Source organism: Ligilactobacillus animalis KCTC 3501 = DSM 20602 (genome assembly GCF_001434535.1).
GTDB lineage: Bacteria > Bacillota > Bacilli > Lactobacillales > Lactobacillaceae > Ligilactobacillus > Ligilactobacillus animalis.
Genome location: NZ_AYYW01000057.1, coordinates 212771 through 229558, shown reverse-complemented (window position 1 = coordinate 229558; position 16788 = coordinate 212771). Strand labels below are relative to the sequence as shown.

The 16788-nt window shown below is 40.8% G+C and carries 21 protein-coding genes; 18 read left to right on the top strand and 3 right to left on the bottom strand.

Annotated elements, in window-relative coordinates; genetic code table 11:
* Window positions 1-21: 21 nt before the first annotated feature.
* The 4 genes from FC30_RS08980 to FC30_RS08965 all read left to right on the top strand — a co-directional run bounded on the left by FC30_RS08980 (window position 22) and on the right by FC30_RS08965 (window position 3777).
* The gene (locus tag FC30_RS08980; RefSeq protein WP_010688935.1) at window positions 22-348 is read left to right on the top strand and encodes a hypothetical protein; all 327 of its coding nucleotides are present in this window, start codon (window positions 22-24) and stop codon (window positions 346-348) included.
* A gap of 120 nt (window positions 349-468) precedes the next feature.
* Complete coding sequence (locus tag FC30_RS08975; RefSeq protein ID WP_010688936.1) at window positions 469-2691, top strand: RelA/SpoT family protein; 2223 nt, start codon at window positions 469-471, stop codon at window positions 2689-2691.
* Window positions 2692-2706: 15 nt separating this feature from the next.
* A complete protein-coding gene (dtd, locus tag FC30_RS08970) occupies window positions 2707-3153 on the top strand; it encodes a D-aminoacyl-tRNA deacylase (RefSeq protein WP_035447921.1) in 447 nt (148 codons plus the stop codon).
* Window positions 3154-3165: 12 nt separating this feature from the next.
* Complete coding sequence (locus tag FC30_RS08965) at window positions 3166-3777, top strand: HAD-IA family hydrolase (protein ID WP_010688939.1); 612 nt, start codon at window positions 3166-3168, stop codon at window positions 3775-3777.
* Between the two features lie 80 nt (window positions 3778-3857).
* Here FC30_RS08965 and FC30_RS08960 read toward each other — a convergent pair whose 3' ends face one another.
* Window positions 3858-4622, bottom strand: a complete 765-nt coding sequence (locus FC30_RS08960) for a TrmH family RNA methyltransferase (protein ID WP_010688940.1) — start codon at window positions 4620-4622, stop codon at window positions 3858-3860.
* Window positions 4623-4799: 177 nt separating this feature from the next.
* On the opposite strand from FC30_RS08960, the gene FC30_RS08955 reads away from it, so the two are divergent.
* The 12 genes from FC30_RS08955 (at window position 4800) to recN (ending at window position 14502) form a co-directional block, all read left to right on the top strand.
* Window positions 4800-5027 (top strand): hypothetical protein, encoded by a 228-nt coding sequence (locus FC30_RS08955; RefSeq protein ID WP_010688941.1) that lies wholly within the window; start codon window positions 4800-4802, stop codon window positions 5025-5027.
* Between the two features lie 62 nt (window positions 5028-5089).
* Entirely contained in the window at window positions 5090-6157 is a 1068-nt protein-coding gene (locus FC30_RS08950; protein WP_010688942.1) for a M24 family metallopeptidase, read from the top strand.
* A 129-nt stretch (window positions 6158-6286) separates the two neighbouring features.
* Window positions 6287-6844, top strand: a complete 558-nt coding sequence (efp, locus tag FC30_RS08945) for an elongation factor P (RefSeq protein ID WP_004047589.1) — start codon at window positions 6287-6289, stop codon at window positions 6842-6844.
* Window positions 6845-7106: 262 nt separating this feature from the next.
* Window positions 7107-7535, top strand: a complete 429-nt coding sequence (locus FC30_RS08940) for an Asp23/Gls24 family envelope stress response protein (RefSeq protein WP_004047591.1) — start codon at window positions 7107-7109, stop codon at window positions 7533-7535.
* Entirely contained in the window at window positions 7535-7933 is a 399-nt protein-coding gene (gene nusB / locus FC30_RS08935; RefSeq protein WP_010688944.1) for a transcription antitermination factor NusB, read from the top strand. Before FC30_RS08940 ends, nusB begins: the two co-directional genes overlap by 1 nt.
* Before the next feature lie 111 nt (window positions 7934-8044).
* Window positions 8045-8893, top strand: a complete 849-nt coding sequence (gene folD / locus FC30_RS08930; RefSeq protein ID WP_010688945.1) for a bifunctional methylenetetrahydrofolate dehydrogenase/methenyltetrahydrofolate cyclohydrolase FolD — start codon at window positions 8045-8047, stop codon at window positions 8891-8893.
* Window positions 8893-10236 carry an exodeoxyribonuclease VII large subunit gene (gene xseA, locus FC30_RS08925; protein WP_010688946.1) on the top strand — a complete coding sequence of 448 codons (1344 nt, stop codon included), beginning with the start codon at window positions 8893-8895 and terminating at the stop codon, window positions 10234-10236. The genes folD and xseA overlap by 1 nt, the downstream gene beginning before the upstream one ends.
* Entirely contained in the window at window positions 10233-10460 is a 228-nt protein-coding gene (locus FC30_RS08920; RefSeq protein WP_010688947.1) for an exodeoxyribonuclease VII small subunit, read from the top strand. Before xseA ends, FC30_RS08920 begins: the two co-directional genes overlap by 4 nt.
* A gap of 104 nt (window positions 10461-10564) precedes the next feature.
* A complete protein-coding gene (locus FC30_RS08915; RefSeq protein ID WP_010688948.1) occupies window positions 10565-11443 on the top strand; it encodes a polyprenyl synthetase family protein in 879 nt (292 codons plus the stop codon).
* A gap of 14 nt (window positions 11444-11457) precedes the next feature.
* Window positions 11458-12285 carry a TlyA family RNA methyltransferase gene (locus FC30_RS08910; RefSeq protein ID WP_010688951.1) on the top strand — a complete coding sequence of 276 codons (828 nt, stop codon included), beginning with the start codon at window positions 11458-11460 and terminating at the stop codon, window positions 12283-12285.
* Window positions 12286-12305: 20 nt separating this feature from the next.
* The gene (locus FC30_RS08905) at window positions 12306-12764 is read left to right on the top strand and encodes an arginine repressor (RefSeq protein ID WP_035447941.1); all 459 of its coding nucleotides are present in this window, start codon (window positions 12306-12308) and stop codon (window positions 12762-12764) included.
* A 58-nt stretch (window positions 12765-12822) separates the two neighbouring features.
* Window positions 12823-14502: a DNA repair protein RecN gene (gene recN / locus FC30_RS08900; RefSeq protein WP_010688953.1), complete on the top strand. Its 1680-nt coding sequence runs from the start codon at window positions 12823-12825 to the stop codon at window positions 14500-14502.
* A gap of 84 nt (window positions 14503-14586) precedes the next feature.
* Here the strand turns inward: recN and lexA are convergent, their stop codons facing one another.
* On the bottom strand, window positions 14587-15210 hold the full coding sequence (gene lexA, locus FC30_RS08895) for a transcriptional repressor LexA (RefSeq protein ID WP_010688954.1): 624 nt from the start codon (window positions 15208-15210) through the stop codon (window positions 14587-14589).
* Between the two features lie 164 nt (window positions 15211-15374).
* On the opposite strand from lexA, the gene FC30_RS08890 reads away from it, so the two are divergent.
* Together FC30_RS08890 and FC30_RS08885 are read left to right on the top strand one after the other, a co-directional pair.
* Window positions 15375-15671 (top strand): DUF896 domain-containing protein, encoded by a 297-nt coding sequence (locus FC30_RS08890; RefSeq protein WP_010688955.1) that lies wholly within the window; start codon window positions 15375-15377, stop codon window positions 15669-15671.
* A gap of 80 nt (window positions 15672-15751) precedes the next feature.
* Complete coding sequence (locus FC30_RS08885) at window positions 15752-15976, top strand: YneF family protein (protein ID WP_004047611.1); 225 nt, start codon at window positions 15752-15754, stop codon at window positions 15974-15976.
* Window positions 15977-16024: 48 nt separating this feature from the next.
* Here FC30_RS08885 and FC30_RS08880 read toward each other — a convergent pair whose 3' ends face one another.
* On the bottom strand, window positions 16025-16651 hold the full coding sequence (locus tag FC30_RS08880) for a lysophospholipid acyltransferase family protein (protein ID WP_010688957.1): 627 nt from the start codon (window positions 16649-16651) through the stop codon (window positions 16025-16027).
* Window positions 16652-16788: the final 137 nt, after the last annotated feature.

Here is a 16788-nt window from a genome sequence, read left to right as displayed (position 1 = left end):
TTTTAGAAACAGGTAATGAGAATGCAATTAAGTAAAGTATCACCCCAAAAAATAATTTCATATTGGGCTTTTGCCACACTGTTTAGTTTCGTGATCCCGATCATTTTTACGGTTTTAAATGTTGATGAGATCACGAAAACGGGTGCGATCTTATTTGGTATCAATGTAGTTTATGCGATCGCAATTGGATTTTATGCAGGTAAACATGCCGATAAGTTTTGGCTAGTGCTATTTTTCCCAGTTATTTACTTGATCGGTTGTGATTTCTTTTTTGATAGCCATGCGATCTATTGTACCGTAGTTTATCTGATGTTGACATGCTTTGCCTATGGTGCTGTACGCAAATAAAATTTACAACAGCAATAGGCACTTTTTGCAGTAGTGAAAAGTGCCTATCGTGCATTCAAATGAATTTGGTAGATTGGTGAGAAAGGAAGCGCTACTGTCTTTAGTGGCGACGGTGATGAGATGGAAAAGAACGTAATTTGGAGTGCAGAAGATGTGATCAACAAATGTAGTGAATACATGAATGCAGAACATGTGGCGATTGTACAAAAAGCCTGTGATTTTGCTACCTACGTTCACCGTGAACAATTTCGTAAGTCAGGAGAACCATATATCGTCCACCCGATCCAAGTGGCTGCGATCTTAGCTGAATTAAAAATGGATCCTGAAACGGTAAGTGCCGGTTTTTTGCATGATGTGGTCGAGGATACGCCCGTTATTTTGGCTGATATTGGTGAGCTTTTTGGTAAAGATATCGAAGTGATCGTAGACGGGGTCACAAAATTGAGCAAGATCCGCTACAAGTCACACAAAGAACAGCTAGCTGAAAATCACCGTAAACTACTCTTGGCGATGTCAAAAGACTTACGGGTCATTATCGTGAAGTTAGCTGACCGTTTGCATAATATGCGTACCTTAAAACATTTGCGTCCAGACAAACAACGCCGTATTGCAAATGAAACGCTCGAGATCTATGCACCGTTAGCTGATCGTTTAGGTATCAGTACGATCAAATGGGAATTGGAAGATACCTCATTAAGATATTTGAACCCTCAACAATACTATCGCATCGTGCATTTGATGAATTCAAGACGTGACGAACGTTTACAATACATCAATGAAGCAATCGATGAGATCAAAGGTGCGATCGTGGATCTTAAGCTCAAAGATTGTGAGATCTATGGGCGACCAAAGCATATTTACTCGATCTATCGTAAGATGCGTGATCAGCACAAGCAATTCAGCCAGATATATGACCTACTTGCGATCCGTGTGATCGTTAAATCGATCAAGGATTGTTATGCGGTATTAGGGGCGATCCATACGAAGTGGACCCCAATGCCAGGCCGATTCAAAGATTATATTGCGATGCCTAAAGCTAATATGTACCAATCGTTGCATACGACTTTGATCGGACCAAATGGGACTCCATTTGAGGTGCAGATCAGAACTGAGGAGATGCACCGGGTGGCTGAATATGGTATCGCTGCTCACTGGGCTTACAAGGAAGGTAAGACAGATGGTGTTAAAGAAACGACAACGGGTGAAAAACTCAACTTGTTCAAAGAGATCATTGAGTTACAAAATGAATCCATTGATGCTAGTGATTTCATGGAAAGTGTCAAGGGTGATCTCTTTAGTGACCGGGTCTATGTCTTTACACCTAAAGGGGATGTCTTTGAATTACCTAAAGGAGCCGGTCCACTAGATATGGCTTATTCGATCCATACGGAGATCGGAAACCATACGACGGGAGCTAAGGTCAATGGTAAGATCGTTCCACTGGATTATCAGGTCAAAAATGGCGATATCGTTGATATTTTGACCTCGCAAAATTCGGCCGGTCCTAGCCGTGACTGGCTAGAGTTAGTGCATACGAATAAGGCACGTAATAAAGTCAAGCGTTTCTTTAAACAACAAGATCGGATCCAAAATATCGACCAAGGTAAAGATATCTTAGAAGAAGCGCTGATCGAAGAAGGCTATAATGTACACGATGTTTTAAATACTAAAAATATTGAGCGGGTCTTGGCTAAACGGCATATTTCCACGAGCGACGATATGTATGCAGCGCTCGGATTTGGTGAATTACAGCCAGCTGGGGTCATTAATATTTTGACACAAGATATTCGTGAGCAAAAAGAATTACAACGTAAAAAACAACAAGAAAAAGATCTTCTTGAAGATCATAAAGGGATCAAAAATAACAATGCTAACAGTAAGAATAAGCATGATGAAAGTGTCTTGATCGAAGGGATCGATAATCTATTGGTCCGCTTGAGTCATTGTTGTAATCCGATCCCAGGTGATGAGATCGTTGGGTATATCACTAAAGGGCGTGGGGTCTCGGTCCATCGAACTGATTGTCCTAATGTGAAAAATGCTGAACAAAGTGGTACGCGTTTGATCGATGTAAGTTGGAATGTTGTTTCTGATGATCGGACACACTATAATACTGACCTTGAGATCCAAGGGTATAATCGTTCTGGTCTGTTGAACGATGTTTTACAGGCGATCAACAATACGACAAAACAACTCAATTCGATCAACGGACGGATCGATCATAATAAGATGGCAACGATCGATGTGACAGTAGGGATCAGAGATAAGGTACATTTGCAACGGGTCATCGATAATATCAAACGAGTCCCTGATGTTTATGTAGTAAAACGAACGATCCATTAAGTGAGGTAAAGAAAAGTGCGTGTAGTATTACAACGAGTAAAAAAAGCCAGTGTGGCGATCGCAGACCAAACTGTTGGTCAGATCGATCAAGGGCTACTGCTATTAGTGGGTTTTCAGGCTGGCGATGGTAGCGAGCAGATCGATTATTTAGTAAAAAAAATCGCCAATTGTCGGATCTTTAGCGATGAAGAGGGGAAAATGAATCTGAATGTCCAACAGATCGCGGGGAAAATTTTGTCGATCTCACAATTTACGCTTTATGCTGATACTAAGAAGGGAAATCGCCCAAGTTTTACTAAGGCCCAAGAGCCAGCTAAGGCGGTGGCTAATTATGCTGAATTCAACCAAAAGTTGCAAGCTTTGGGGATCGAAGTTCAAACTGGAGAATTTGGGGCCGATATGCAAGTGAGTTTGGTAAATGATGGTCCTGTAACGATCATCTTTGATACAGAGAATAGATAGTGAGGTCATAATATGTATCAAAATTATTTTTTTGATTTTGATGGAACGCTCTATGATACGTATCCTGGCATGGTCAAAGCTTTTGTTGAAGCTTTTGCACTTCAAGGAGTAGAACTATCAACAAGTGAAGTTTATCAAGTGATGCGTGAGGCTTCCGTGCGTGAAGCTTATCGACGATACACGACCGCACAGTTAGATGAGGCTAAATTGCATGCTGATTATCGACGTCTAGAAGAAAAGTATCAAGTTCAAGCTAAGCCGTTTTCAGGGGCGCGTGAGTTATTAGAGCGGATCATTGCTAATGGTGGGCAAAACTTTTTATTGACCCATCGCGATAAAAGTTCATTGACATTGCTCGAGCGTGATGGATTTTTGCAATATTTTACGGATCATTCGACGGCAGACGATGGTTTTAAACGTAAGCCAGATCCTGAAGCGTTGAACTTTTTGGTCGCTAAGCATGGACTAGATCCCAGTGTTTCTGTAATGGTCGGTGATCGGACTTTAGATATCATAGCGGGGCACAATGCTAAGATGGCGGGGATCTTATTTGATCCCGATAAGTTGATCAAAGCCGATGTTCATGCAGAACAGATCGTTCAAAACTTGAATGCTATTGAATAAAAATTGCTATAAAAAAAGAGGGGCCTACCACGAGCTTATCGTGATAGGTCCCTCTTTTTTTATACGGCACTGATCCTTAGTTAGTCTATGAGTTGAAACATCAAGATCCCGGCAGCAACGGCCACATTTAGCGATTCAGCATGGCCTTTGATCGGGATATAGAGATTGAGTGAAGTTTGTTGTAAGAGTTCTGCGCTCATCCCATTACCTTCATTGCCCATGATCAGAGCAAAATTTTGGTGTTGGCCAACTTCTTGATAAGAACGAGCATCTTTGTTTAATTCGCTTCCGAAAACAGGATAATTTTTAGCCTTGAAAGCTTGGATCCAAGTGCTCAGATCAGCTGTGACTAATTGAAGGTGGAATTGGCTACCTTGCATTGAGCGGACGACTTTGGGTTGATACATATCAGCTGTCTTAGGCCCAAAAACGACCCCTGAAAAACCAGCTGCATCAGCGGTTCGCACCATAGTTCCGATATTTCCTGGATCTTGGACACCATCAAGTAAGAGCCATGCACCAGAAGCAGTGGTCGGACTGATCGTAGTTTGGTCAAAGGCTACTTCAGCAAAGATCCCTTGGGGCGATTTAGTTTCGCTGAGATGCTTGGCGATCGACTCACTGATCGAGAAATATTGGATCTCGGGCAAGATCTCTAAGTCAGCTAGATACTTGAAACTCGGTGTGACTAGGATCTTTTGGATCGGTTCGTCAGAATTCAATGCCTCTTTGACTAAATGCCAACCATCGAGCAGATAAGTTTGACTTTGTTGACGCCCTTTTTTGGTGACGAGTTTTTTCCAAGCCTTGACTTGAGGATTGGAGACCGATGTAATTTCTTTCATTATCCATGACCTCGTTTTCTAATTTACATAAAATTCAGTATAACATATTAACTGTAACAAGGAAGAATGTTTTTAAAAACGATAACTTATTATAAATTGATTATATAAGTTATGGTTGATGGAATTTTTGTGAACTAAGGAATATAATACGGATAAAAAGTAAATGGGGGCGGTAATTTGCCAAACTTATTAGAGAAAATCTATTTTGAAGAACAAGATCAAACAATGTTAGTTCTTAGTACAAAACAAAATTTTAAGGGTGCTACGGCGATCGTTGATGGAACAGACAAATGTTTTATGATCGTTCGAGTTCATTTTCGAAGTCTCAAAAGTTATCGAGCTAATCGGATCATCGTGATAGTCAAGGGAAACTATATCGCTGATAAGATCAAGGCGATCGTTTAGATTTTCTAGCGCGCATAGGTGTGTTATCATGAGATAAATATGGATCAAGGAAGGTATCAATGATGAATGAATTTGACCAACGTTGTCAACGCTTACGGCAAAAAATGCAAGAAGCTAGTGTAGATGCTTATTTGGTGACTTCACCAGATAATATCTATTATTTAAGCGGCTTTACCGGGGATGCCGGCATTCTGTTAGTAACAGAACAAGAACGTTATTTGATCACTGATGCACGTTTTGAGACGCAAATAGCTCAAACTAATCCGTGGTTAAAAGCAGTGATCACACGGGATTATTTTGGACGAGCCTTAGAGATATGCGAACGTGAGAAAGTTGTTGCTTTAGCATTTGAAGAAAGTTTGAGCTATCAAGTTTATGATCAGTTAGATGAATATGCTCCATGTGATCTAGTCGCATTGAGTGGTTTGATAGAAGCCTTGCGTTCACAAAAATCTGCTACTGAGATCGAAAAGATAAAAGCGAGTTGTCGCTTGGCTAAGGCTGGATTTGAGCATGTCTTAAAACTTGCTAGACCAGGACTTGGAGAACAAGAGCTAGCCTTGGAACTAGATTATTACATGCGAAAAAACGGGGCTAGTCAAGCCTCCTTTGAAACTATCGTAGCTTCAGGAACACGTTCGGCCTTACCACATGGTGTCGCAAGTAACAAGAAATTAGCTTCAGGGGACTTAGTAACTCTTGATTATGGTTATTTTTTAGACCACTATACTTCGGATGTGACCCGAACCTTTTCGCTAGGCAAGGTCGATCCTAAGCTAGAAGAGATCTATCATATCGTTGCTGAAGCTAAGCAACTGACGATCGAAGCAGTCAGACCCGGGATCACCGGAAAAGAACTTGATCAGATCGGACGCGACTATATCGCTCAAAAAGGTTATGCAAAATATTTTGAACACGGTATGGGACACGGGATCGGACTAAATGTTCATGAGGGCCCTTATATCGGTAAAACAAGCACAGAAGTTTTACAGCCAGGACAAGTGATCACTATCGAACCGGGGATCTATTTACCTGATCTGGGTGGGGTACGTTTGGAAGATGATATCTTAGTCACCGAAACGGGCTATGAGAATTTGACCGATTTTTACCAAGAATATTATGAAATTTAAGCGAGATAGCGGTGATTAACTTGCATTTACCGCTGTTCTTTTGATATTATAAAGTGTATGAATTATATTTGGATAAGTGTGCTACTAATGAGATAGTGGGACTTATGTAATTATTTTAGGAGGACTAATATGATTTCAGTAAATGATTTTAAAAATGGCTTAACGATCACAGTCGATGGTGAATTATGGCGTGTGGTCGAATTTCAACATGTAAAGCCAGGCAAGGGTTCAGCTTTTGTCCGTTCTAAATTAAAAAACTTACGTAATGGTGCTGTTCAAGAAAAAACATTCCGTGCTGGTGAAAAAGTAGAACAAGCACAGATCGACCGCAAGAAGATGCAATACTTATATGCTGATGGTAACAACTATGTCTTCATGGATACAGATACTTATGAACAATTAGAATTACCAGGTGAAAGCTTAACAGAAGAATTGAAGTACTTGAAAGAAAACATGGTCGTTAGTGTTATCATGTACGGTTCTGAAACATTAGGTGTTGAATTACCAAATACTGTTGATCTTACAGTTGCTGAAACTGAACCAGGTATCAAAGGTGATACAGCTTCTGGTGGTTCTAAGCCAGCTACAATGGAAACAGGTGTTGTGGTCCAAGTTCCATTCTTCGTTAATGAAGGTGATGTATTAACGATCAACACAACTGACGGCACATATATCTCACGTGCCTAATTTGGTCAATTGAACGTTATTTTCGCCAAAAATCAACCATTTAGCAATTTTAGCTATTTTTTGTGACAGTGACCGTAAGAAAGATAATATGGGATCGGGATTGTCCTGGCATAAAAAACTTGAAGACAGGTAAATTTTTAAAAAAGGATTTCTTGGTTGAATATTGGAAGTGAAAAAATTTAAGAAAGGAAATATATAATCTTTCTTGAGATATAGGGAGTTTCCCTATATTTTTCCATATTTTATATAGCAGGTTTTAGATATGTCTGAAGATAATAATATTGTTTTAACAAGTAAAGAACCCAGCTTAGGTGAAGTTCGTTTAGCACCAGAAGTGATCGAAGTGATCATTGGGATCGCAGCAAGTCAAGTTGATGGTGTATATTCGATGCGTGGTTCGATCGCCAACAGCTTTTCAGAACTCTTAGGCCGTCAAATTCGAGGTAAAGGTGTCAAGGTCAACAAAGACGAAGATCAATTAAAAGTTGATGTCTATGTCTTTTTGAACTATGGCGTCTCAGTTCCTAAAGTTGCGGCTCAGATCCAAGAAAAGGTTCGCCAACAAGTTCTCTTTATGACGGGAATTGAAATTTTAGGCGTTGATGTGCACGTTCAAGGGGTAATACCTGAAAAACAAGAACAAACAATTGACCCAAATAATTTATTTGGGGAAGAGAATGGTGAAGAATAGTGAGTATTAGTAGACATGATACGCGTAAACTGGCTTTTCAAGCACTTTTTGCGTTGAATAGCAACCCAGATGCCTTACCACAAGACGTTTACGAAGCTTTGTTGGAAGATGAGGCGACAACTACAGTACCAGCCTACTTGCCTGAATTGGTAGAAGGCGTACTTACACACCAATCTGAATTAGACGCAAAGATCGATCAACATTTGAGCGCAAATTGGACGCTCGCACGCTTGAACAAGACAGACCTCTTGATCTTGCGCTTAGCGATCTATGAAATGCTTTATGTTGATGATGTTCCGGCTAAAGTGGCTTTAGACGAAGCTTTGCAGTTAGCTAAGGAATTTAGTGATGATAAATCACGGCGTTTTATTAATGGTGTTTTATCAAATCTACTTTAAAGATGAAAAATGTCTGTACTAAAGTTTAGTGCAGGCATTTTATTTTTGAAAAAAATGTAGCTGAGTGTGCTAAAATATTAGGTATACACTAAAGTTAAGGTTGTGATTTATATGACAGTGATGATAGACGGACGCGGAACTGCTGAAAAAATCCGCAGCCAATTAAAGGGAAAGACAGAAAAGTTAAAGCAACAAGGGTTAGAGCCATGTTTGGCTGTTGTTTTAGTAGGGGATGATCCGGCTAGTCATGTATATGTCCGCAATAAAAAACGGGCAGCTGAAAAGATCGGGATCAAGACTAAAGATATCACTTTACCAGCTAACACGACACAAGCAGAGTTATTACAATTGATCGATGAGTTGAATGGCGATGTAACAGTCCATGCGATCTTGGTGCAGATGCCGTTACCAGCACAGCTTGATGAAAATGCAGTGATCGAACGGATCGATCCGAAAAAGGATGCTGATGGTTTGCATCCCGAAAATTTAGGCCATCTTTTTATGGACCAGCCTAAAGCTTTACCATGTACCCCACGTGGCATTATGGTCCTATTAGAAGAGTATCAGATCCCGGTGGCTGGTAAAAATGTTGTGATCATCGGACGCAGTAATTTAGTTGGACGTCCTTTAGCTGCTTTGATGATAAATGCAGATGCTACCGTCACTGTGGCGCATAGTAAGACTAAAGATCTTCCAAGAGTTGCTAGCCAGGCTGATATTTTAGTCGTTGCAACGGGACGAGCTGAAATGGTCGATGAGACTTATATCAAGGAAGGCGCAACTGTGATCGATGTTGGGATCAACCGTTTGGCTAACGGCAAATTAGTCGGTGATGTCAAACAAGCTAGTGCTGTAACTAAGGCAGCTTATTTGACACCAGTTCCCGGCGGCGTTGGACCGATGACGATCGCAATGTTGATGCAACAAACGCTTGAATTGGCAGAAAAGAGCAATAGCTAATGGAAAAAGATCAATATTTGACCGTCACCGCACTAACTAAGTATTTACATCGAAAATTCAGTGCTGATCCATATTTGAATCGTGTCTATCTGACTGGTGAGATCTCAAATTTCCGTTTACGTCCCCGCCATCAATATTTTAGTTTAAAAGACGATGGTGCTAAAATAGATGCAGTCATGTTTCAATCGGCATTTAACAAACTGAAATTCAATGTTGAAGATGGAATGAAAGTCTTAGTGGTCGGAAGAGTAGATCTGTATGAACCTAGTGGAAATTACCAAATCACGATCGAGAAGATGGAACCAGATGGTGTGGGCGCTTTGTATCAAGCGTTTGAGCAATTAAAAACTAAATTAGCCACAGAAGGGTTGTTTAGCGCACCTAAGCGGCCATTAGTCCATTTTCCTAAACGGATCGCAGTGATCACTAGTCCATCGGGCGCGGTCATCCGCGATATCATCACGACTACTAGACGGCGGTATCCGATCGCACAACTAGTTTTATTTCCCGCAGTCGTTCAGGGCGAAAAAGCAGCTGATTCATTAGTTGGACGTTTAAAAGAGGTCAATGCTCGAGGAGATTTTGATACGATCATTATCGGTCGTGGTGGGGGCTCGATCGAGGATCTATGGCCCTTTAACGAAGAAAAAGTTGCCCGAGCGATCTTTGAAAGCCAGATCCCGATCATTTCTTCGGTTGGACACGAAACCGATACGACGATCGCTGATTTAGTAGCTGATGTCAGAGCGGCGACCCCTACTGCAGCAGCTGAATTGGCAACACCGGTCTTAGAAGACGAGATCTTACGGATCAAACAAGATAAGTTGCGCTTGATCCAAAGTTATCAAGCTATGCTGAAGTTACGCCGCCAACGGCTACAAAAATTGCAAAATTCTTACGTTTTTATGCAACCAAACCGTCTGTATGAAGGCTACCTTCAAAAGCTTGATGGTTACCAGAATCGACTCAAACAGGCTTACCGGGAACAGTTATATCAAAAAGAAAAGTCATTTTCGGAGTTGATGACGCGTTTGCAGAGTTCTTCGCCAAAAGATACGATCAACTTGCATAAACAACAAGTGGTACAACTCAAAAAAGATCTATTCCGGGCAACGGAAAAGTATGTTGGTGATAGGGAGCAACGTTTGATAAAGGCTACTAATGCCTTGGATATGTTGAGCCCGTTACGTGTCATGGGACGTGGCTTTTCTTACGTCACAGCGGATGAAAAGATCATCAAAAAGACATCTGATCTGACGGTCGGTTCGGAGATCAAATTGCATTTGAGCGATGGTAGTGTGAAGGCTAAAGTTACTAAAATTGATGGGATGAAGAAAAAATGACAGAAAATAATTTAACTTTTGAACAAGAATTACAAATGTTAGAAGCGATCGTAGGCAAACTTGAGCAAGGCGATGTTCCTTTAGAAGAAGCGCTAGCACAATTCCAAAAAGGGGTAGCTTTGAGTAAAAAATTACAAGAGACCCTCCAAAATGCCGAGGATACTCTGACCAAAGTTATCAACGAAGAAGGTCAAGAAGTCGTCTTTGAAGCAAACAATGACTGAGATTTAGCTGTGTATTGTGAGAAATTTGATGGGAGCAATACTGTTAAAGTAAACAAGGAAGGAATCTAGGTTTTCTTGATGATCCCATACCTAGAGAGTGAAAAATGCAGTTAGCAACTTTTCAAAATAAAATGATCCCTTTGCTTGAACAGCATATGCGACATTACTTGGCACAATTTACTGAGAATAAGACGCTACAAGCAGCTATGCAATATTCGCTTGAAGCGGGTGGTAAGCGGATCAGACCGCTTTTGATCATGTTGATCTGTCAAAGTTTAGGCAAAAAGATCGATCCAGATGTTTTGAGTGTGGCGGGAAGTTTAGAATTTCTGCACACCTACTCTTTGATCCATGATGATCTACCTGAGATGGATAATGATGATCTCCGGCGGGGAAAACCGACAAATCATAAAGTTTTTGGTCAAGATATAGCGGTTTTAGCAGGTGATGCCCTTTTAACTGAGGCTTTTGGTTGGATAGCTAAAACAAAGCTGTCACCTAAAAAACGTGTTACCTTGGTGGCTGAACTCGCCAAAGCTGCAGGGGCAAATGGGATGGTCGCAGGCCAAACCAGTGATATCTTAGGTGAAAAGACCACGTTGACTTTAGCTGAGTTGATGCAAGTCCATAAAAACAAGACCGGACAATTGTTGGAGTATGCTTGTTTTGCCGGTGCCATTTTAGGTGGAGCGACCCCAAAACAAGAGCAGGCATTAGTTACTTTTGGCCAAAAATTTGGTCTAGCCTTTCAGATCTATGACGATATTTTAGATGTAACGGCGACGACTGCCGAGTTGGGTAAGACAGCTAATAAGGATGTGGCGGAAAATAAAAATACTTATCCGCGCCTTTTAGGACTAGAGGGAGCTAAGCAAGCGCTAGCTAATACGTTGGAACAAGCAAAAGATCAACTTGAGTTTTTAGCCGGAAGTGGTTTTGAGACTTCTCTTTTGCGTCAAGTGCTAGAGTATTTTAAATTATAAGTAAGGATGTAAGTATGAAAAAAGAACGTGTAGATGTATTATTGGTCAAGCAGGGTCTATTCGAGACACGCGAACAAGCAAAACGTGCAGTTATGGCAGGCGAGATCTTAGGTGAAAATGAAGAACGCTTAGATAAACCAGGTGAAAAGATCGATCCAAGTGTCAAATTACATTTTAAGGGTAAAAAAATTCCTTATGTTAGTCGTGGTGGCTTAAAGCTTGAAAAAGCGCTCAAAGTCTTTAAACTAAGTACCAAAAATAAGACAGTCCTTGATATTGGTTCATCTACGGGGGGCTTTACTGATGTCGCCTTACAAAAAGGGGCTAAGTTGAGTTATGCTCTCGATGTGGGAACTAATCAATTAGCTTGGAAGTTGCGCCAAGATCCGCGAGTCGTTGTGATGGAGAATACTAACTTTCGCTACAGTAAATTAGAAGATTTTACTGCTGGACGCCCTGATTTTGCGACGATCGATGTTTCTTTTATTTCTTTACAACTTATTTTGCCGACTTTACATGCGATCTTGGAGCCGGGCGGAGACGTGGTGGCTTTGATCAAGCCTCAATTTGAGGCGGGCCGTGAAAAGGTCGGTAAGCATGGGATCGTTCGGGATGAAAAAGTTCATTTAGAAGTAGCCCAAGAGTTGATCGCTTTTGCTGTCAAAGCAGGCTATGATGTTTTAGACCTTGATTTTTCACCGATCACGGGTGGTGAAGGAAATATTGAATTTTTAGTTCATTTGCGTTCAACCTCAGAGACTGCAACGATCAGTGCGAATGTCGATCCAAGTGCGGTGATCAAACAAGCCCATCAAACATTACTTCATCAAAAAGATAAGTAGGTAGGAAGGATGATTTCTCAGTGAGAAAACAAGATAGACAACGAATTATTAAAAAAATGATCCAGGATAATGCGATTTATCGGCAAGAAGACTTTGTTAGTCTCCTTTCAGCTAAGGGAGTTGAAGTGACTCAAGCTACTATCTCACGTGACGTAAAAGAGATGCAGTTGATCAAAGTCCCAACGCCAGATGGATCGTATCGGTATAGTTTACCGACGACCAAGAAGGATAATACCGAAAAAAAACTAAGGAAAGTTTTGCGTGACGCCTATCTTGTTTCTGACTGTCACCGTGATCTATGTATGGTCAAAGTTTTGCCTGGTAATGGGCCAGCGCTTTCGAGCTTGATCTCACAAATGAACTATGATGAAGTCTTTGCTACTTTAGGCGATGATGACACGATCATGCTCTTTGCACGCTCAAATGAGGATGCATTGCAGATCGAGCGTAAATTATTGGCTTTGATCGATGATAAATAGGACTTTTAGATTTTGGGAAAGGAAAAACTGTTACTCTTAGCAACAGCAGGAAAGTACTTTGTTACAAGAATTAATGATCCGTGATTTTGCAATTATTGAGCAGTTGACCGTTGATTTTGGAACGAATATGACGGTCTTGACTGGTGAAACAGGGGCTGGTAAATCTATCATTATCGATGCTTTAGGACTACTAGCAGGTGGACGTGGCTCGAGTGATTTTATCCGCAAGGGAGCTAATAAGTCGTTACTCCAGGGGCAATTTACCATTCCTAAAGCGATGCGCACATATGAGCTTTTAGATGAATTTGGGATCGAATGTGAAGATGACGTTTTGATCTTACAACGCAATATTTATCGCAGTGGTAAAAATGTTTGCCGGATAAATGGTGTTTTGGTCAATTTGGGCACATTACGGCAGGTAGGGCAAACCTTGATCGATATCCACGGACAAAATGAGCATCAAGAATTGATGGATCCTGAGCGCCATTTAGCCCTAGTTGATAATTATCAGCCTGAGATCCTAGCTAAATTGACACAATACCAGGCACTTTATGCCAATTATCGTCGCCTTTCGCAAGCACTGGAGCAACGCGAGAAAAATGCGCATGAGTGGGCTCAAAGACTCGATATGTTACAATTTCAAGTTAATGAGATCAGTGAGGCGCAGTTACACGAGGGCGAAGAAGAAGAGCTCCAAGAACAAAAACGTCAATTAGATAATTATCAAACGATCCATCACGCCTTAGAGATGAGTTATCAAGCACTAAATGGTGAAGAATTAGATGTGATGAGCGTTCTAGGAAATGTCATGAGTGAATTAGAAGATGTGGCTGAGTTCAATTCTGAATTAGCCGCGATCTACGAAAAGGTTTCTGATGCTTTTTATAATCTGCAAGATGCAGCACATGAAGTTTCAGGGCAATTAAGTGATCTGGAGTGGGATGAAGAACTGCTAAATTCAATTGAGGCACGGCTCGAAACGATCCATCAGCTCAAGCGTAAATATGGTGATTCGATCGAAACGATCTTGGCTTATTACGATAAGATAAAACACGAGCTTGAAACGATGCAACAAAGCGATGAAAACTTAGAGCAGCAAGTCGAACAGGTCAAAGAAGCTCACGCCAAGGCAAAAGAATTAGCACTAGAGATCAGCGAGTTACGCAAACAGACTGCTAAACGCCTTGAAAATGAGATCCATCAGCAATTAAGTGCGCTTTATATGGATAAAGCTGTTTTTGAAGTACGTTTTTTACCAGAGAACGGGCAATTGACTGAGACTGGGCTTGATCGGGTCGAATTTTACATTCAAACTAACCCCGGAGAAGAAATGGGCGCTTTAGCAAAGATCGCTTCTGGTGGTGAATTGTCGCGGATCATGCTCGCGCTAAAGACGATCTTTGCCCAAAATAAGGGTGTGACGAGTATTATTTTCGATGAGGTCGATACTGGAGTCAGTGGGCGCGTCGCCCAGGCAATCGCAGAAAAGATCAGTCAGATCGCAACTAATTCGCAAGTGTTGTGTATCACGCATTTACCACAGGTCGCAGCTGTGGCAGACCATCACTACTTTATTGCTAAGCATGTAGCTAATGGTCGGACTGAAACTTCGCTGACGATCTTAAACGATAAGGAACGGATCGAAGAATTAGCCCGAATGTTATCGGGTTCTTCGATCACGACTTTGACGCTAGAACATGCAGAAGAATTGCTAAAAATGGCTAAGGCAAGTAAATAGTTCTAAAAGATGCACTTTGAGGCATCTTTTTTTTGAATAAAAAAACTAGAAGTCGGTAAACTCCTAGTTGCTAAAATATTGACTTTAGATCATATCACGGTAGAGCCCAATGACTTTGCCTAAAATTACGACATTATCCAAGATGATCGGATCCATCGTTTCATTTTCAGGTTGTAATCTAAAATATCCGTCTTCTTTGTAGAATCGCTTGCACGTTGCTTCATCGTCTTCGGTCATGGCGATCACGATATCACCATTGTCAGCAGCAGATTGTTTTCTAACGATAACTTGATCACCATCTAAGATCCCAGCATCGATCATGCTTTCACCACGGATGTTCAACATGAACAAATCATTGGCATCGCTTAAATTAGGTGGTAATGGGAAATAATCAGTTGTTTCTTCAACGGTTAAGATCGGCATCCCTGCAGTTACCGTTCCGACAACGGGGATCTCATTTAAGGTCGTTTTGATCCCCAAAGCGTCTAGACCAGCTGGAGTAACTTCCATTGCCCGTGGCTTAGTAGGATCTTTTTTAAGAAAGCCTTTCTTAGTTAAGCGTGCTAAATGACCGTGTACAGTTGAGGTCGAAGAAAGGGAGACTGCTTGGCAGATCTCGCGTACAGTCGGTGGATAACCTTTGCTCTCAACTGTATTGTAGATAAAACGCAAAATGTTTAGCTGTCTTTTTTCGGATGCTTTTGTCATTTTGAACACCTCAATACATTTTTATAGGGTAATTATAACATAGAAAACCAACAGTTACAAACAAGCGTTTGCTTTATCTAGAGAAAGTGACTAAGTTAATGACTTTCTTAAAATTTTGAGATAGAATATAAATGATAGATCATCTTGGAAAAGAGGAATTTAACATGGAAAAAGACGAAAAATTAGAACAAGCGTCAGAAACGACGGAAGCAAAAAAAGGTGCGATCCCCCAAGAACTGATCGATCGCATCAATGAATTATCTAAAAAGAAAAAAGAAGGCACGCTAACAGAAGCTGAAAAAGAAGAACAACAAGAATTGCGTAAGACTTACTTAGCGATGTTTAGAGAAAACTTCCGTAGTCACGTAGAAATGTTACAAGTCTACGATAAAGATGGCAATGAAGTTACGCCAGAAAAGGTCAAAAAGATCCAACGTGAACGTGGTTTGCGTGATAATTAAAGTCGTTTAGCGCTTTATTTTTAAGGATAACTTGTGTAGAATAAGTAGTTGAATGAATATAATGAGAAGGGGGTGCTGAAATGTCTACTGGAATTTGGATCGTACTTGTAGTCTTAGCGCTTATCCTTGGCTTTGTTGGTGGTTTCTTTGCTGCTCGTAAGTACATGGAAGACTATTTGAAGAAAAATCCGCCGATCAATGAACAGATGTTGCGGACGATGATGATTCAGATGGGGCAAAAGCCTTCTGAAAAGAAACTTCATCAAATGATGGCTTCAATGAAGCAAAATATGTCTAAAAAGTAATTTAAAACTAAAAATAGGTTGTGACTTGCGAGTCCAACCTATTTTTAGTTATTTTTTTGTTGTAGGATCGATGTAGTGGAAGTTTGGATCGATCGCTTTGTCCAGTTTGGTAAAGGCTTGTTCCATTTCATTGATGATCGTTGCTTGGGTCTCATCGGTCAATTTAGTTTTGCGATCAACGTAGATCGGTTCACCAAAGCGAACAGTTGTCTTTTTACGACTAAAGAGTGTTTTTAAGGTCAAGGGCCCTTGGTAAACGGCAGGAACGATCGGGACACCAGTCATTTTAGCGATCAAAACGACGCCCCCTTTCATTTCCTGTGAATGTCTAGTCCCAGAAGGAAACATGATCAAAGAAAGATCACTTTTTTTAAGCAACTTGACTGGGGTCTTGATCACAGAGGGACCAGGATTTTTTCGGTTGACCGGAAAAGCGTTGGCATGTTTTAGGATAAACCGCAAAATTGGATTTTTGAAAAGTTCTTCTTTTGCCATGAAGCTGAATTTTTTAGGAGAAGCTGCTAAGGCAAAATACAAGGGATCAAACCAAGTGCGGTGTGGGCCAACCAAAATATAATTTCCTGAAGGTAAGTTTTCTTTGCCTTCAAAGTTTGGTTTACCGTTGATCAGATAAACAAGAAACCTAACTAGGCCTCGAATAAATGAATAAAACATGGTATTTACTGCTATAGACTGTGAGATATTTGAAAGTTCTATAGCCTTCCTTTCTTAGATAGCGCTGCTGCTAGCCGGCTCACAGTTTAACTTTCAAGTGGCTTCAATACTTGGACAGCGCTATTTATTTATTATAC

Bases quoted from the DNA above. Each gene is read 5' to 3' on its own strand.
- FC30_RS08980 (WP_010688935.1), top strand. From the start codon at position 22: ATGCAATTAAGTAAAGTATCACCCCAAAAAATAATTTCATATTGGGCT.
- FC30_RS08975 (WP_010688936.1), top strand. From the start codon at position 469: ATGGAAAAGAACGTAATTTGGAGTGCAGAAGATGTGATCAACAAATGT.
- FC30_RS08965 (WP_010688939.1), top strand. From the start codon at position 3,166: ATGTATCAAAATTATTTTTTTGATTTTGATGGAACGCTCTATGATACG.
- FC30_RS08960 (WP_010688940.1), bottom strand. From the start codon at position 4,622: ATGAAAGAAATTACATCGGTCTCCAATCCTCAAGTCAAGGCTTGGAAA.
- FC30_RS08950 (WP_010688942.1), top strand. From the start codon at position 5,090: ATGAATGAATTTGACCAACGTTGTCAACGCTTACGGCAAAAAATGCAA.
- efp (WP_004047589.1), top strand. From the start codon at position 6,287: ATGATTTCAGTAAATGATTTTAAAAATGGCTTAACGATCACAGTCGAT.
- FC30_RS08940 (WP_004047591.1), top strand. From the start codon at position 7,107: ATGTCTGAAGATAATAATATTGTTTTAACAAGTAAAGAACCCAGCTTA.
- folD (WP_010688945.1), top strand. From the start codon at position 8,045: ATGACAGTGATGATAGACGGACGCGGAACTGCTGAAAAAATCCGCAGC.
- xseA (WP_010688946.1), top strand. From the start codon at position 8,893: ATGGAAAAAGATCAATATTTGACCGTCACCGCACTAACTAAGTATTTA.
- FC30_RS08920 (WP_010688947.1), top strand. From the start codon at position 10,233: ATGACAGAAAATAATTTAACTTTTGAACAAGAATTACAAATGTTAGAA.
- FC30_RS08915 (WP_010688948.1), top strand. From the start codon at position 10,565: ATGCAGTTAGCAACTTTTCAAAATAAAATGATCCCTTTGCTTGAACAG.
- FC30_RS08910 (WP_010688951.1), top strand. From the start codon at position 11,458: ATGAAAAAAGAACGTGTAGATGTATTATTGGTCAAGCAGGGTCTATTC.
- lexA (WP_010688954.1), bottom strand. From the start codon at position 15,210: ATGACAAAAGCATCCGAAAAAAGACAGCTAAACATTTTGCGTTTTATC.
- FC30_RS08890 (WP_010688955.1), top strand. From the start codon at position 15,375: ATGGAAAAAGACGAAAAATTAGAACAAGCGTCAGAAACGACGGAAGCA.
- FC30_RS08885 (WP_004047611.1), top strand. From the start codon at position 15,752: ATGTCTACTGGAATTTGGATCGTACTTGTAGTCTTAGCGCTTATCCTT.
- FC30_RS08880 (WP_010688957.1), bottom strand. From the start codon at position 16,651: ATGTTTTATTCATTTATTCGAGGCCTAGTTAGGTTTCTTGTTTATCTG.